15 protein-coding genes are annotated in these 13,347 nt (G+C 69.6%); 6 read left to right on the top strand and 9 right to left on the bottom strand.

What is annotated here, in order from left to right; translation table 11 throughout:
• Nucleotides 1-29: 29 nt before the first annotated feature.
• Genes ACTIF1_RS10555 through ACTIF1_RS10545 form a run of 3 tightly spaced genes read right to left on the bottom strand, consistent with a single transcriptional unit; the run spans nucleotide 30 to nucleotide 1,790 of the window.
• Entirely contained in the window at nucleotides 30-428 is a 399-nt protein-coding gene (locus ACTIF1_RS10555) for a DUF4440 domain-containing protein (protein WP_439596369.1), read from the bottom strand.
• Nucleotides 421-1,458: an aldo/keto reductase gene (locus ACTIF1_RS10550; protein WP_439596368.1), complete on the bottom strand. Its 1,038-nt coding sequence runs from the start codon at nucleotides 1,456-1,458 to the stop codon at nucleotides 421-423. Before ACTIF1_RS10550 ends, ACTIF1_RS10555 begins: the two co-directional genes overlap by 8 nt.
• Nucleotides 1,455-1,790, bottom strand: coding sequence for a TIGR04076 family protein (locus tag ACTIF1_RS10545; protein WP_439596367.1), 336 nt, complete (start codon nucleotides 1,788-1,790; stop codon nucleotides 1,455-1,457). Before ACTIF1_RS10545 ends, ACTIF1_RS10550 begins: the two co-directional genes overlap by 4 nt.
• A 93-nt stretch (nucleotides 1,791-1,883) precedes the next feature.
• Here ACTIF1_RS10545 and ACTIF1_RS10540 point away from each other — a divergent pair, with 93 nt between their 5' ends.
• Genes ACTIF1_RS10540 through ACTIF1_RS10520 form a run of 5 tightly spaced genes read left to right on the top strand, consistent with a single transcriptional unit; the run spans nucleotide 1,884 to nucleotide 6,331 of the window.
• A complete protein-coding gene (locus ACTIF1_RS10540) occupies nucleotides 1,884-2,654 on the top strand; it encodes an ABC transporter ATP-binding protein (protein ID WP_439596366.1) in 771 nt (256 codons plus the stop codon).
• Complete coding sequence (locus ACTIF1_RS10535; protein ID WP_439596365.1) at nucleotides 2,651-3,376, top strand: ABC transporter ATP-binding protein; 726 nt, start codon at nucleotides 2,651-2,653, stop codon at nucleotides 3,374-3,376. The genes ACTIF1_RS10540 and ACTIF1_RS10535 overlap by 4 nt, the downstream gene beginning before the upstream one ends.
• Nucleotides 3,376-4,299, top strand: a complete 924-nt coding sequence (locus tag ACTIF1_RS10530) for a branched-chain amino acid ABC transporter permease (protein WP_439596364.1) — start codon at nucleotides 3,376-3,378, stop codon at nucleotides 4,297-4,299. The genes ACTIF1_RS10535 and ACTIF1_RS10530 overlap by 1 nt, the downstream gene beginning before the upstream one ends.
• Nucleotides 4,299-5,228: a branched-chain amino acid ABC transporter permease gene (locus ACTIF1_RS10525; RefSeq protein WP_439596363.1), complete on the top strand. Its 930-nt coding sequence runs from the start codon at nucleotides 4,299-4,301 to the stop codon at nucleotides 5,226-5,228. Before ACTIF1_RS10530 ends, ACTIF1_RS10525 begins: the two co-directional genes overlap by 1 nt.
• Nucleotides 5,225-6,331 (top strand): ring-opening amidohydrolase, encoded by a 1,107-nt coding sequence (locus ACTIF1_RS10520; RefSeq protein ID WP_439596362.1) that lies wholly within the window; start codon nucleotides 5,225-5,227, stop codon nucleotides 6,329-6,331. The genes ACTIF1_RS10525 and ACTIF1_RS10520 overlap by 4 nt, the downstream gene beginning before the upstream one ends.
• Here the strand turns inward: ACTIF1_RS10520 and ACTIF1_RS10515 are convergent.
• From ACTIF1_RS10515 to ACTIF1_RS10490, 6 genes are all read right to left on the bottom strand, one after another.
• A complete protein-coding gene (locus tag ACTIF1_RS10515; RefSeq protein WP_439596361.1) occupies nucleotides 6,328-7,083 on the bottom strand; it encodes an ABC transporter permease in 756 nt (251 codons plus the stop codon). The two genes, ACTIF1_RS10520 and ACTIF1_RS10515, sit on opposite strands and share 4 nt — an antisense overlap.
• A complete protein-coding gene (locus tag ACTIF1_RS10510; protein ID WP_439596360.1) occupies nucleotides 7,083-8,042 on the bottom strand; it encodes an ABC transporter substrate-binding protein in 960 nt (319 codons plus the stop codon). The genes ACTIF1_RS10515 and ACTIF1_RS10510 overlap by 1 nt, the downstream gene beginning before the upstream one ends.
• A 10-nt stretch (nucleotides 8,043-8,052) precedes the next feature.
• Entirely contained in the window at nucleotides 8,053-8,817 is a 765-nt protein-coding gene (locus ACTIF1_RS10505; RefSeq protein WP_439596359.1) for an ABC transporter permease, read from the bottom strand.
• Nucleotides 8,810-9,577, bottom strand: coding sequence for an ABC transporter ATP-binding protein (locus ACTIF1_RS10500; protein WP_439596358.1), 768 nt, complete (start codon nucleotides 9,575-9,577; stop codon nucleotides 8,810-8,812). The genes ACTIF1_RS10505 and ACTIF1_RS10500 overlap by 8 nt, the downstream gene beginning before the upstream one ends.
• Before the next feature lie 64 nt (nucleotides 9,578-9,641).
• A complete protein-coding gene (locus tag ACTIF1_RS10495) occupies nucleotides 9,642-11,057 on the bottom strand; it encodes a glutamine synthetase family protein (protein ID WP_439596357.1) in 1,416 nt (471 codons plus the stop codon).
• Complete coding sequence (locus ACTIF1_RS10490) at nucleotides 11,054-12,379, bottom strand: Rieske 2Fe-2S domain-containing protein (RefSeq protein WP_439596356.1); 1,326 nt, start codon at nucleotides 12,377-12,379, stop codon at nucleotides 11,054-11,056. The genes ACTIF1_RS10495 and ACTIF1_RS10490 overlap by 4 nt, the downstream gene beginning before the upstream one ends.
• A 102-nt stretch (nucleotides 12,380-12,481) precedes the next feature.
• On the opposite strand from ACTIF1_RS10490, the gene ACTIF1_RS10485 reads away from it, so the two are divergent.
• Complete coding sequence (locus ACTIF1_RS10485) at nucleotides 12,482-13,282, top strand: IclR family transcriptional regulator domain-containing protein (RefSeq protein WP_439596355.1); 801 nt, start codon at nucleotides 12,482-12,484, stop codon at nucleotides 13,280-13,282.
• Nucleotides 13,283-13,347: the final 65 nt, after the last annotated feature.

Raw genomic sequence — 13,347 nt, 5'->3', positions numbered from 1 at the left:
GTCCTGAAGCCAGGGCCGGCTGTCCAGCATCAAACCGGCGGCGTCACCCAGGTTTCCTGCACGAAGAGCCAGCGCGGCCCGGCCGGCGTCATCTGCAGCAGGGCCGCGGCGCGGCGGGCGGTTTCGCCGCCGCGCAGCCATTGCCGCTCGATGTAATGCATCAGCACCAGGCCCGGCGCCTGGTGCAGCGGCGCGCCCTCCTCCACCGCGATGCGGAAGCCCTCGCCGCGGCTGCCCTTGGCCCGCAGCAGGAAGGCCAGCGTGCCGGCGCGGTCCATCCGCGTGCCGCCGGGGCCGACCATGGTGAAGCCGGGCGCGAAGGCCTGCTCGAAGCGGCTGAAATCGCCATGGCCGGGGGCGCCCAGCCAAGTTTCGAACAGCGCGTGCAGCGCCACCACCTCGGCCAGGCAGGCCTCGGCGTCAGTCACGGTTGAGGTCATATTTCATGATCCGCCCATGCGGCCCGTCGCGGTCGCGTTCCAGCGTATAGGTATCCCCCGCCGGCCCCGGCGCCTGCGCCAGCACAGCCTCCAGCGCGGCGCGATCCGCCGCATTCAGCGCGAAGCGGAAGACGGTGAGATTGTCCGCCAGGTGTTCCGCATAGCGCGCGCCCACGATGGCGCCGGCGACATGCGGCTGGTCCAGCACCCAGCGCGTGGCCACGGCGGTGAGGGAGACGCCATGCTTGCGGGCCACGCCATCCATCGCGCGCAGCAACGCCTGGAAGGCGTCCCAGCCGCCGAACTCCTCGATGATCAGCCGGTACTTTATCAGGCTGCGATTGGCCATCGGCTCGGCCGGCGCGGTCTGGCCAAGCCAGCGGGCGGAGAGGAAACCGCCCGCCACCGTGCCGTAGCAGAGCAGCGTCATGCCGCGCGCCGCGCAGAGGCCCGCCAACGCGCCGGCCGGCCGCCGGTCCAGCAGCGAATACTGCACCTGCATGGAGACCAGCGGCACGCCCGCCTCGATCATCGCGGAAGCATGCGGCGTGTCGAAGTTCGTTCCCGCGATATGCCGGATCTTGCCCTGCTGCCGCAGCCGGTCCAGGTGCTGCGCCGCCTCCAGCCAGCCCGGCGTTTCGTAGTTCCACCAATGGAACTGCACCAGATCCAATTGCTCCGTCCGCAGCCTTTGCAGTGACCGGTCGATGATGCGCGTGACATAGGCGAGGTCGACGCGCGGCAGGTCCGACCAGTCCGGCACGAACTTGGTATGCACCTGCATCCGCGCGCGCTCGGCGGGCGAAAGTGTCGCGCGGAAATCGCCGATCATCTCCTCGACGCCGGTATAGATATCCGCGCAGTCGAAGGTGGTGACGCCGGCCTCGATGAAGGCGCGCATCTCCGCAATCGCGCGATCCCGCGCAATCTCGCCATGGCCGCCCGCCAGCTGCCAGCCACCGCGCAGGATGCGGGATATGGAATAGCCCGGCGCGAGGTCGAAGCGTTGCACGCTCATGGCGCCGGCACCGCGGTGGTGTCGCCATGGCGGAAGCGGCGCAGGCCCGTACGGGTGATGCGGAAGCGGGAGGGGCAGTTGGGGTCGGGGCAGGCCACCTCCGCATCCGTGCTCATCCAGTCCTGCGGATGCGTCGGCCGCTGTTTTGCTGGCAGCAGCGGGAGCAGCGCGGCGAGCGAATACATCGAAAAACCCTGGCCCGGCGGCAGGTGCAGCATCTCCCCCCGCACCTCAAAGTGGTCGCCCGGTACGGCGCCGCACCACAGCTTCGCCCCGGGCGGGGCCACCACCTCGACCCGCAAATCCCACAACTCGAAAACGTCCGACTCCATGGCCGCCCCACCCTCGCCCCCCCATATCAGGCTGAAGATGACAAAGCTGCAAGACGGGCCTTGACCGTCGCCCGCGCCACGGTTTCATGGCCGGTGGATCAGGGATGGCCGCGGATGCTGGTGGCGGAGGGGGTTTCCAAGAGTTTTGGCGGGCCGCCGGTGGTGCAGGACGTGTCCTTCACCCTGGCCCGCGGCGCCATCACCGGGCTGATCGGCCCGAATGGCGCCGGCAAGACCACCCTGTTCAACTGCCTGGCCGGCAGCCTGCGTCCCAGCGCCGGCCGCATCACCCTGGATGGCGTCCGCCTCGACGGCCTCCGCCCCGACCAGGTTTTCGACCACGGCCTGGCCCGCACCTTCCAGATCCCAAGGCCTTTTCCGGCTATGACGGTGCTGGAGAATGTGATGCTGGCGCCGCCGGGCCAGCTCGGCGAGCGCTTCTGGGCCAATTGGCTGCGCCCCGGCGCCGTGGCGGCGGAGGAACGGCGCATCCGCGACCGGGCGCGGCACTGGCTGGATTTCGTGGGCCTCACCCGGCTGGCGCAGGAACCGGCACGCGTGCTGTCGGGCGGCCAGCGCAAGCTGCTGGAACTGGCCCGCGTGCTGGTCGCCGAACCGCGCCTGATCCTGCTGGACGAACCCGGCGCCGGCGTCGCGCCGCCCCTGCTCGCCACCATCATGGAGAAGATCGAGGTGCTGAACGCCCAGGGCACCAGCTTCCTCATCATCGAGCACAATATGGAGCTGGTCACGCGCCTCTGCCGCCCGGTGCTGGTGCTGGCGCAGGGCCGGCTGCTGCTGGAAGGCGGGCCCGAGGAGGTGAAGCGCGACCCGCGCGTCATCGAGGCCTATCTCGGCGCATGACCCCTGCCCTGGAACTTTCCTCCATCGAGGGCGGCTATGAGCCCGGCCTGCCCATCCTGCGTGGCGCCTCCCTGGCTGTCGCGCAGGGCGAGATCGTGGCGCTGCTCGGCCCCAATGGCGCGGGCAAGTCCACGCTGGTGAAGGCGGCCGCGGGGCTGGTGCCGATCTGGTCCGGCCAGGTTCTTCTCAAGGGCCGCGACATCACCCGCACCCCCGCGCATCGCATGGTGCAGGAAGGCCTCGGCTTCGTGCCGCAGACCGACAACATTTTTGCGAATCTCTCCGTGCTGGAAAACCTGCAGCTCGCCGCCGCCCTGGTGCCGAAGCACCGGCGTGGGGAACTGGCAAAAATGTTTGGGCTGTTTCCGGATCTGGAGCGGCAGCGGAAACTGACCGCCGGGCGGCTCTCCGGTGGGCAGCGACAGATGCTGGCGGTGGCGCGCGCGCTGATCGCCTCGCCCGCCGTGCTGATGCTGGACGAACCCTCCGCCGGCCTTTCGCCCAAGCTGGTGGGCGTGGTCTTCGAGCGGTTGCAGGCGGTGCGCGAGTCCGGCGTCACCATCCTTCTGGTGGAGCAGAATGTGAAGGCCGCACTGGCCATCGCGGATCGGGCCGCGGTGCTGGTGGAGGGGCGCGAAAGGCTGGTGGGCCGCGCCGCGGAGCTGGTGGAGGATCCGCGCATGGCCGGTCTGTATCTGGGCGCGGGGCTGGAGGCCGGGTGATGCTGCAATTGCTGGCCGATGGCCTCGTCGTGGGCTCCGTCATCGCGCTCGGCGCGGTGGGGCTGACGCTGACCTATTCCATCCTGCGCTTCGCCAATTTCGGCCAGGGCGAGTTTTTGACATGGGGCGCCTATCTCGCCGTCACCGCGCTCGGCTTCGTCGTGGCGATGACGGGCGGCGGCGTGATGCAGCCGATCGGCCCCTTCTCCTTCGGCTGGGAATTGCTGGTCGCCATGATGATCGCGGCCGCGCTGACGGCGGGCCTGGCGCTGGCGGTGGACTGGCTGCTGTTCCAGCGTTTGCGCGCGCGGGGCGTCGCCATCACGCTGGTGATCGCAAGCTTCGGCGCCGCGCTGGCACTGCGCAACCTGCTGCAATTCCTCTACGGGACTTTGCCCGAATACTACACGCGCGAAATCCAGATCGCGATCCGCCTGGTACCGCGGGATGTGCTGGGGGGCTTGCGCGTCACGCCGGACCAGCTGCTGGTCATCGGCCTGACTGGCGTGGTGGTGCTCGGCCTGCATCTGCTGCTGACACGCACCACGCTCGGCCGCGCCATGCGCGCCACGGCGATGAACCCGGCGCTGGCGCGCGTGGCCGGCGTGGATGTGGCGGCGGTGATCCGCGCCACCTGGATCATCGGCGCGGCGCTGGCGGCCGTGGCCGGCGTCTTCGCGGGGCTGGTCGGACAGATCCGCCCCGGCCTCGGCTTCGAATTGCTGCTGCCGCTGTTTGCCGCCGCCATCCTCGGCGGCATCGGCAGCGTCTGGGGCGCGGTGCTGGGCGGCTTTATCGTCGGCCTGGCCGAGAGTTTCTCGGTTCCGCTCTTCGGCGCGGAATATCGCGCGGCGACGGCCTTCCTGGTGCTGATCGCCATCCTGCTGCTGCGACCCAATGGGCTGTTCGGGGAGAAGCCCTGATGGAGCTCCTCGCCTATGGCAGCTTTTTTCTATGCTTCGCCGCGATCTTCGGCGTGATGACGCTCGGCCTGAATCTGCAATGGGGTTTTGCGGGGCTGTTCAACGTGGGCGTCGCGGGCTTCGTCGCGATCGGGGCCTATGCCTCCGCGTTGCTGACCACCGCGCTCGGCTGGCCCGTGGCGCTGGGCTGGCTCGGCGCCATGGTGGCGGCGGGGCTGGCCGCCTTCATCGTCGGCCTGGCCGCGCTGCGGTTGCGGGAGGATTACCTCGCCATCACCACCTTCGGCATCGCGGTGGTGATCCAGCTCGTCGCGCTGAACGCGCAGGTGCTGACCGGCGGACCCTTCGGCATCCAGTCCATCCCGAAACCACTGTTCGCGTTGCTTGGCGCCGGGCTCGCATGGAACCTCGCCTATCTCGCGCTGGTGCTCGGTGCGCTAGGCCTCGCCTGGTGGGGGCTGGAGCGGCTGGTGGCCAGCCCCTGGGGCCGCGTGCTGCGCGCGATCCGGGAGGATGAGGCCGCGGCCGCCTCACTCGGCAAGCACGCCCGGCGCTACCGACTGCAGGCCTTCGTGATGGGCTGCATGCTAATGGGCCTTGGTGGCGCGCTCTACGCACATTTCGTCGGCTACATCGCGCCCGAGGATTTTCTGCCGGTCCTCACCTTCCAGATCTGGGCCATGCTCATCGTCGGCGGCTCCGGCCGCAACCTCGGCGCGGTGGCGGGCGCGCTGCTGGTCTGGGGCATCTGGACCATCTCCGGCGGGCTGCTGCGGGACCTGCTGCCGCAGGCGGAACAGGCGCGCGGCGCGGCCTTGCAGGTGGTGCTGATCGGCGTTCTGATCGCGGCCATCCTCGTCGCGCGGCCCCGCGGGCTGTTCGGCGAACGCGCCACCATCTCCCGCCACCTGGAACAGGACCCGCGATGATCCGGCAGGCCTTCGTTCATCTCGTCCCCGCACGCCATCCCGGCGATGCCGGCGCGGTCGCCGCGCTCTTCGACAGCGGGACGCTGGATCCGCGCCAGGTGGTGGCGATCCTCGGCAAGACCGAGGGCAATGGCTGCGTCAACGACTTCACCCGCGCCTATGCGGTGGAGGCGCTGTGCCACATGCTGGCGCCACGCCTCGCCCTGAGCGCCGCGCAGGTCGCCGAACGCGTGGCGATGGTGATGTCCGGCGGCACCGAGGGTGGCCTCTCGCCGCATTTTCTTGTCTTTGCCGTGGGTGAGGCGGAGGTCGCGGCACCCGCAGGCGCGCTGGCCCTCGGCACCGCCTTCACGCGGGATTTTGCCGCGGAGGAGCTGGGCCGCATGCCGCAGGTGCAAGCCACGGCGGCCGCGGTGCGGGAGGCGATGGCCCAGGCCGGTATCAGCGACATCGCCGATGTCCACTACGTCCAGGTGAAATGCCCGCTGCTGACCAGCGAGCGCATCGCCGCCGCCCGCGCCCGCGGTGCCACCGTCGCGACGGAGGATACCTATCATTCCATGGGGCTGTCGCGGGGCGCCTCCGCCCTCGGCGTGGCGCTGGCGTTGGGCGAGGTGGCGGAGGCGGCGCTGTCGGATTCGGTCATAGGCCAGGACTGGTCGCTGTTCTCCGGCCGCGCGAGCTGTTCCGCCGGCGTCGAGCTGCTGCGGAACGAGATCGTGGTAATGGGTCAGAGCACGGCCTGGGGCGGGCCGTTGCGCATCGCCCATGCCGTGATGCCCGATGCCATCGCCTTACCCGCGGTGCACGCGGCGCTGCGCGGTGCAGGGCTGGACCCCGCCGGCGGGCAGATCAATGCTGCGGATGCCGCGCGGCTGATCGCGGTGCTGGCCAAGGCAGAGCCCTCCTCCACAGGCACCATCCGCGGCCGCCGCCACATCATGTGGGACGACAGCGACATCAACGCCACGCGCCACGCCCGCGCATTGGTCGGCGGCGTGATCGCCGCCGCCGTCGGCCGCACCGACCTTTTCGTCTCAGGCGGCGCGGAGCATCAGGGGCCGGATGGCGGCGGGCCCGTCGCGGTGATTGCGAGGGCTTAGCGCCCCATCGCGAAGTACCAATGGATGGCGCGATGTTCCAGCGCGACGAAGGCGCGGTTCAGCGCATAGCCGAGCGCGGCCAGCAGCAGCACCGTCGCATACATCTCCGGCGCACGGCCGGCGAATTGCATGAGCACGAGGTAGTTGCCCACGCCCTGCTCGCCCGCGATCATCTCCGCCACCACCGTCACCACCAGCGCCAGGCCGAGCGCCACGCGAAGACCCGCGAGGATATAGGGCAGGCAGGCGGGCAGCACGATGAAGGCGGCGCGGCGCCAGGGGCCGATGCCAAAGGTGCGGCCCATGGCCAGCGCCTCCGCCTCCACCGCGCGCACGCCCTGCATCGTATTGGTCAGCACGGGAAAGAAGACGGTCAGCGCCACCACGGTGATCTTCATGGGATCATCGAGGCCGAGGAACAGCACCAGCGGCGGAATCACCGCCGGCACGGGGATCGGCCGCAGCAACTCCACCACCACGCCGAACAGTCGCGCGGTGAGCGGCACCAGCGCGAAGCCGAGACCGATCAGGACTCCGGCCAGGCCGCCCGCCGCCAACCCCGCAAACATGCGATACAGCGACCCGCCGACGCGCAGCGGCAATTCGCCCGTCACGCTGTCACGGAACAGTGCAGCAAGCACGTCCGTCACCGGCGGCCAGTTCGGGCTGTCCACCCAGCCCAGCCGCGCCGAGGCTTCCCACAGCGCGAGCAGGCCCAGCACCAGCCAGACGCCGGAGGACGGTCGCCGCATCAGAGGCGCGCGGTGCGGTGGATGAGGCTGGCGCTAGTAGGGTAGCGGCCGGTCAGCCCGTAGCGCTGCATCGTTGCCACCAGCGTATCCAGCTCCGCCGGCGTGACGCCCTTGGGATAGGCGGGCAGCGCGGTATTCTGCAGGCGCGCGAGCGGCACGCGCGAGAAGGCAGAGATCAGCTCCAGCAGTGCCGGCTGGCCGGCCCGCTCATTCACCCAGTCCACGCCCTTGTGCAGCGCGCGGCCGAAGCGGTCGAACAGTTCCGCATTGCGCGCCAGATCCTCGGCCATCGCCACGTATTGCGCATTGGTGCCGCCGGGCTCCGTCTCGCTGATCGGCCAGCCGATGCGCTCCAGCCTGTCGCCATGCGTCTCCAGCGCCGCGGCGACGAAGGGTTCGGAGAAGATCGCCGCGTCCACCTGGCCGCCGGCCAGCGCATCCGCCATCTGTGGGAAGGGCACTTCGACGGTGGTGACGCGGCGCCAGTCGCCGCCGGTCTTCTCCACCCAAGCCATGCCGCGCAACCAGACGATGTTGTTGCGGGTATTGGAGGCCAGCCGCTTGCCCTCGAGGTCCTTACCCGTGCGCAGGCCCGATCCCTTGCGCACCAGCAGCGCCAGGATGTCCGGCGGCGCATCCTTGCCCTTGCTCGCACCGGAGACGAACCGGAAATCCAGCCCCTCCCGCACGCCGAGCATGATGGAGACAACGTTGGAGAAGACGACGCGGAACTGACCGGCGACCAGCCCCGGAAGGCCGGTGGCGCCGCCGGCAGTGGTGGAAGTGTCGATCTCGATTCCCTCGGCAGCGAAATAACCTTCGCGAATCGCGGCATGCAGCGGTGCGACGTCCAGCACGGGAATCACGCTGACGCGCATCTTCGTCAGGCTTTGCGCACGCAGCGCAGGCGCGGCGAGGGCTGCGGGGATGGCCAGGGCAGTACGACGGGTGATGTCCACGAAGACCTCCTTATGGGTTGCGGTTCTGCCAATGCAGCGCGCGACGTTCCAGCACGACGAAGACGCCGTTCAGCATCAGGCCAAGCAGCGCCAGAATGACCAGCCAGGCATACATCTGCCGGATGAGAAAGCTGCGCTGCATGTCGAGGATCAGGAAGCCGAGCCCGCCCTGCCCCGCCAGCATTTCGGCCAGCACGGCCAGCACCAGCGCCAGGCCGAGGCTGATGCGCATGCCGGCCAGGATGAAGGGCAGCGCCGCCGGCAGCACCAGGTGCCACAGCGTATGCGCCGTGCCCCAGCCATGGGTGCGCGCCGCATCCAGCATCACGCGATCCACGCCACGCACGCCCTGCAGCGTGTTCAGCAGCACGGGGAAGATCACCACCAGCGCGACGGAGGTGATCTTCATCGTGTCACCGATACCGAGGAAGAGCATCAACGGCGGCACCAGCGCGGATTTCGGGACTGGCCGCAGCAGTTCCACCAGCGGCTCGAACAGCCGGAAGGCCGCGGGCCACCAGCCCATCGCGGTGCCGAGCAGCACGCCGATGACGCTGCCGATGGCGAAGCCGGCGAAAACCAGACGCAGCGTCGCCACGAGTGGCGCGAGGAATTCGCCGGATACCAGGAGATCCCAGAGCGTGGTGCCGATGACGGAGGGCGGCGGCAGCAGCACGCGACGGATCAGCCCTGCCTGCACCGCCCACTCGAGACCCGCCAGCAGCAGCGCCAGCACGGCGAGGCCGGGCAGTACCGCGCGCAGCCGCTCAGCCATGACGGATCATCAAGCGCTCCAGCAGCGCGTGGCGCAGTTCGAGGAAGCGCGGAAGCTCGCGCGTCGCGACGGGATCGCGTGGGCGCGCAATGCCGACCTCGATCACCTCGGCCACCGTGGTCGGCCGCGGCGTCAGCACGGCGATGCGATCGGCCAGCGTGATCGCCTCCTCCACATCATGCGTCACCAGCAGCACCGTCAGGCGGCGGCGCGCGCATATCTCGAGGACCAGGGCATGCAGGTCGAGCCGCGTCAGCGCATCCACCGCGCTGAAGGGTTCGTCCATCAGCAGCATCGCGGGTTCCGCAGCCAGCGCGCGCGCGATCGCCACACGCTGCTGCATGCCGCCCGAAAGCTGCCAGGGGAAATGGTTGCCGAAGCCGGCCAGGCCCACCTGCGCCAGCGGTTCCTCCGCCGCCGCCCGCGCGCGCTTGCGGCCGATGCGATGCTCCGTCGCGAAGGCCACATTGTCCCGCACAGTTCTCCACGGCAGCAGAGACCGGCTGTATTGCTGGAAGACATAGACCGCCTCAGGCGGCGGCGCGGTCACCGGTCGGCCCGCGAGCCGCACCGTGCCGGAGGTCACCGGCAGCAGCCCCGCCGCCATCTGCAGCAGCGTGGACTTGCCGCAGCCGGAGGGGCCGAGCACCGCCATGAATTCGCCCGCCCGCACATCGAGCGAGACGCGATCCATCACCCGCGCGGGCGGGCCGCCGCGGGTCGGGAATTCCTTGCTGACCGCATCGAGCTCGAGGAGCATCTGCATCCCTTCCTGAAGCCGTGCGGCGTTTCCGAAGGCACGGTCGTTGCCGTGCCCAATCCCGTCAGAAGAGTTCGAAATACTCGCGCTGTTCCCAGTCCGAGACCTCGGCCTCGAAGCGGGCAATCTCCGCGCGCTTCAGCCGCGCGTAGTAGTCCACGAAGGTGTCGCCGAAGGCGGCGCGCGCCGCGGCGCTCTCCTCCAGCGCCGTCACCGCCTCCGCCAGGCTGCGCGGCAGCAGCGGCGCCGCGGTTTCATAGGGCGTATCGGCCGGCGGACCGGGATCGCGCTGCGCGGCGATGCCGTCCAGCCCATAGGCGAGCTGCGAGGCGAGGTAGAGATAGGGATTCGCCGCCGGCTCGCCCACGCGGTTCTCCAGCCGCGTCGCCGCATCCCCGGGCGCGCCCAGCGCACGCACCATGACGCCGCGATTGTCGATGCCCCAGATGGCGCGGTCCGGCGCCAGCGAATGGCTGCGGTAGCGGCGATAGCCGTTGATCGTCGGCGTGGAGAAGGCGGCTGCCGCCCGCGCATGCGCCAGCAGCCCGCCGAGGTAGTACCGCGCCGTCTCCGACAGCAGCGTGTCCTTGCCCGCAAAGATGTTACGGCCGTCCTTCACCAAGGACTGATGCAGGTGCCAGCCGCTCGACATCACATTCGGGATGCGCGGGCGGCACATGAAGGTGGCGTGGTAGCCATGCCGCCGCGCCACCTGCTTCACCGCGCTGCGGAACAGCACCATGGCATCGGCACTGGCCAGGCCGGTTTGCGGACCGAAGGTGAACTCCACCTGGCTCGGCCCGTACTCCACCTCCATCGAGCGCAGCGGCAGGCCGAGGGCCTGGATCTCGCGGCGCAGGATTTCGAGGATGGGGTCGAGCTGGTCGTAGCGCAGCTCGGTCAGGTAGTTGTAGCCCTGCGTCAGAAGCGCCACGTCGGGCGGTGTGCCCGGCTGTCCCGCATCGCTGGGCGCCAACTTCGGATCCGTCAGCCGGAACAGATGGAATTCGACTTCCAGCCCCGTGCAGAATTCGAAGCCGAGCTCGGCCGCCCGCGAAACCTGTTGGCGCAGCAGGTGGCGCGTGCCGAGCGGCACCGGGCGGCCGTCCGGAAAATAGGCGTCGCACAAAATCCAGCCGCTATGCGGCGCCCAGGGCAGGATGCGGAAGGTGTTGGGGTCCGGCACCAGCAATGCATCCGCCGCGCCCTCCATCGCCTTCTCGCCCATCGCGCCGCCGGCGGACCAGACGGGGAAGACGGTGCGATGCGAGGAATCCTTCAGCAGCAGCGTCGTGGTCATCGCCACGCCATTGGCCAGCGCGCCCGCCGCCTCGCTGGCCATGATGGTCTTGCCGCGCAGGATGCCGTGCTGGTCGGGGAAGGCAAGGCGCAGCACGCCAAGGCCCGCGGCCTCGATCTGCCGCAGCACATCCGCCAGCTCGGCCTCGGCATGCAGCGCATGCCGCTGAACAAAGCTCATTCGGCGGCGAGCGCCGGCGGGGCCCAGGGGGCGGCGCCGCGGCGGCGCGCCACGGCCTCGCGCCAACGGGTTTCCCATTCGGCACTGGGCGCCATGGTGTCGATCGTCGCGGGGCCGATGATGCGCGGCGTCGCCTCCGCATCCTGCATCAGCGCCGGCGCACGGCCTTCCTCCATCGCAGCCATGGCGCGCAGCAGCAGGCGGCGATTGGCGGCAATCGCCTTGTCGCTGCTTGCCAGGTTTTCCCGCGTGCGGTCCTGGATGGCGCCCTGCGATTCCACGGCCCATTGGTCGTGGACATTGATGTCCTCGCCCATGCCCGTATAGGTCTCGGTCGCCTGCTCCTCCGGGTCGAAGCCGTAGTCGTTGTGGCGGCCGAGTTTCGGCAGGTAGTCCGGCAGGCTGTAGGATTCCAGCCGCTGCGCGCGCATCTGTGCCTTGTCCACAGGCTTCGAGAAGCTGGTGAAGATCGCCACCCAATAGGTATGCGTGTCATCCACCGGCATGTGCCACTGGGTGATGGTCATCTCCGCGCTCATCGGAATGACGAAGGCCTGCGGGAAGACCAGGTTCGTCACGCGCACATGCGTCGTCGCCTCGTTGATCCTGCGCAGCGCGGTCACGCGCAGGCCGTAATCGGTATTCTCCACCTCGATCCGCGGCCGCGAAAATTCGCGCAGCACATAGGTCATCGGCAGGTCGGAGCCGTCGGAGGTGGCGCGGAACTGCTTGCCATAGGCCTCGGCCGCGTCGCCATCCTCGAAGAAGCGGTGCAGGAAGCTGGCATGGGCAGGGTCGATGCCGACCTCCAGCGCCTGCAGCCAGTTGCAGGAAATCAGGCCCTTGAAGGCGAAGACATGCGTATCCGGCGCCGTGAAGCAATCCAGCGCCGGAAAAGGCGGTGCCGCACCCTCGCCCAGGAAGGCGAAGACGATGCCGCTGCGCAGTTCCACGGGATAGGATCGCTGGCGGATGCGGGTACACAGCGTGCTGCCCTCCGGCTCCGCCGGCGTGTCGAGGCACTTGCCCTGCGTGTCGAAGAGCCAGCCATGGAAGGGGCAGCGCAGCCCGCCATCCTCCAGCCGCCCGAAGGCGAGATCGGCGTTGCGATGCGGGCAGTCCCGATCCAGCAGGCCGAGGCGCCCCTGCTCGTCGCGGAACAGCACGAAATCCTGGCCCAGCGCGCGCACGGCGCGCACCGGGCGCTTCTCCTCGAGTTCGTCGACCAGCGCGATCGGCTGCCAGTACTGCCGCAGCACGCGCCCGCCCGGCGTGCCGGGCCCCACGCGCGTCAGGCGTTCATTCATCTCGGCGGAGATCATGGCGGCGGCGCCTCCGGCAACAAGTGTTCACTGACCGAACACTTGTGCGATAGTAGCCAAGGCCCAGCTTTCCACACAAGCCGCTTTTGGAAGGTTCTGCACATGCCGCGCCTGAATGCCGAGGATGCGGGCCGCCGCGAGGCCGCCGGTCACGGCCCGGATTTTCTCGAGGCCCTGGCCCGCGGCCTCGCCGTGCTGCAGGCCTTCGGGCCGGAGCGCCGGCAGATGACGCTGGCGGAAGCCGCGCGCGCGGTGGACCTGCCGCGCGCCACCGTGCGCCGCGCGCTGCATACGCTGGTCGTGCTCGGCCATGTCGAGGTCGAGGGCAAGCTGTTCCGCCTCACGCCCCGCGTGCTGCGGCTCGCCGCGGGCTATCTCGGCGCCAATGGCATTTCCGCCATCCTGCAGCCGCGCTGCGAGCGGCTGAGCGCCGAGCTCGGCGCGCCCTGCTCGGCCGCGGTGCTGGATGGGGCGGAGATCGTCTTCATCGCCTATGGCCAGCCGGCACGGCTGCTCAATCTCACCACCATGGTGGGTCTGCGCCTGCCCGCCTTCTGCACCGCGCTCGGCCGTGTGCTGCTGGCCAGCCTGCCGGAGGCGGAGATGGAGGCGCTGCTGGCGCAGCACCCGCCCTTCGCCGTCACACCGCAGACGGAGCTCGACCCGCTGCGCCTGCGCAAGCGCATCGCCCGCGCACGCAGCGAGGGTTTTGCCCTGGTCGACCAGGAGGCCGAGCAGGGGTTTCGCTCCCTCGCCGTGCCGCTGCGGCGGCATGACGGGCGCGTGGTGGCGGCGCTCAACATCGGCATGCATACCGAACGCGGCACGGCCACTGCCCTGCGCGAAGGCTATCTGCCGCTGCTGCGCGCACAGGCCGCCGAACTCGCACCGCAATTGTTGTGACCTTCGCGTTGCGTGCAGCGGTGAACGCGCGCTAGCATTCGCACAGACGTTCGGTCTTCGAACAG

This window comes from Falsiroseomonas sp. (assembly GCF_051860665.1).
Classification (GTDB): Bacteria; Pseudomonadota; Alphaproteobacteria; order Acetobacterales; family Acetobacteraceae; genus Falsiroseomonas.
The sequence above is the reverse complement of the archived record's forward strand: the minus strand, read 5'-3'. Positions and strand labels throughout refer to the sequence as shown.

Coding starts and splice junctions, on each gene's coding strand:
- ACTIF1_RS10550 (WP_439596368.1), bottom strand. CDS start 1,458: ATGAGCGTGCAACGCTTCGACCTCGCGCCGGGCTATTCCATATCCCGC.
- ACTIF1_RS10545 (WP_439596367.1), bottom strand. CDS start 1,790: ATGGAGTCGGACGTTTTCGAGTTGTGGGATTTGCGGGTCGAGGTGGTG.
- ACTIF1_RS10535 (WP_439596365.1), top strand. CDS start 2,651: ATGACCCCTGCCCTGGAACTTTCCTCCATCGAGGGCGGCTATGAGCCC.
- ACTIF1_RS10530 (WP_439596364.1), top strand. CDS start 3,376: ATGCTGCAATTGCTGGCCGATGGCCTCGTCGTGGGCTCCGTCATCGCG.
- ACTIF1_RS10525 (WP_439596363.1), top strand. CDS start 4,299: ATGGAGCTCCTCGCCTATGGCAGCTTTTTTCTATGCTTCGCCGCGATC.
- ACTIF1_RS10520 (WP_439596362.1), top strand. CDS start 5,225: ATGATCCGGCAGGCCTTCGTTCATCTCGTCCCCGCACGCCATCCCGGC.
- ACTIF1_RS10515 (WP_439596361.1), bottom strand. CDS start 7,083: ATGCGGCGACCGTCCTCCGGCGTCTGGCTGGTGCTGGGCCTGCTCGCG.
- ACTIF1_RS10505 (WP_439596359.1), bottom strand. CDS start 8,817: ATGGCTGAGCGGCTGCGCGCGGTACTGCCCGGCCTCGCCGTGCTGGCG.
- ACTIF1_RS10500 (WP_439596358.1), bottom strand. CDS start 9,577: ATGCTCCTCGAGCTCGATGCGGTCAGCAAGGAATTCCCGACCCGCGGC.
- ACTIF1_RS10495 (WP_439596357.1), bottom strand. CDS start 11,057: ATGAGCTTTGTTCAGCGGCATGCGCTGCATGCCGAGGCCGAGCTGGCG.
- ACTIF1_RS10490 (WP_439596356.1), bottom strand. CDS start 12,379: ATGATCTCCGCCGAGATGAATGAACGCCTGACGCGCGTGGGGCCCGGC.
- ACTIF1_RS10485 (WP_439596355.1), top strand. CDS start 12,482: ATGCCGCGCCTGAATGCCGAGGATGCGGGCCGCCGCGAGGCCGCCGGT.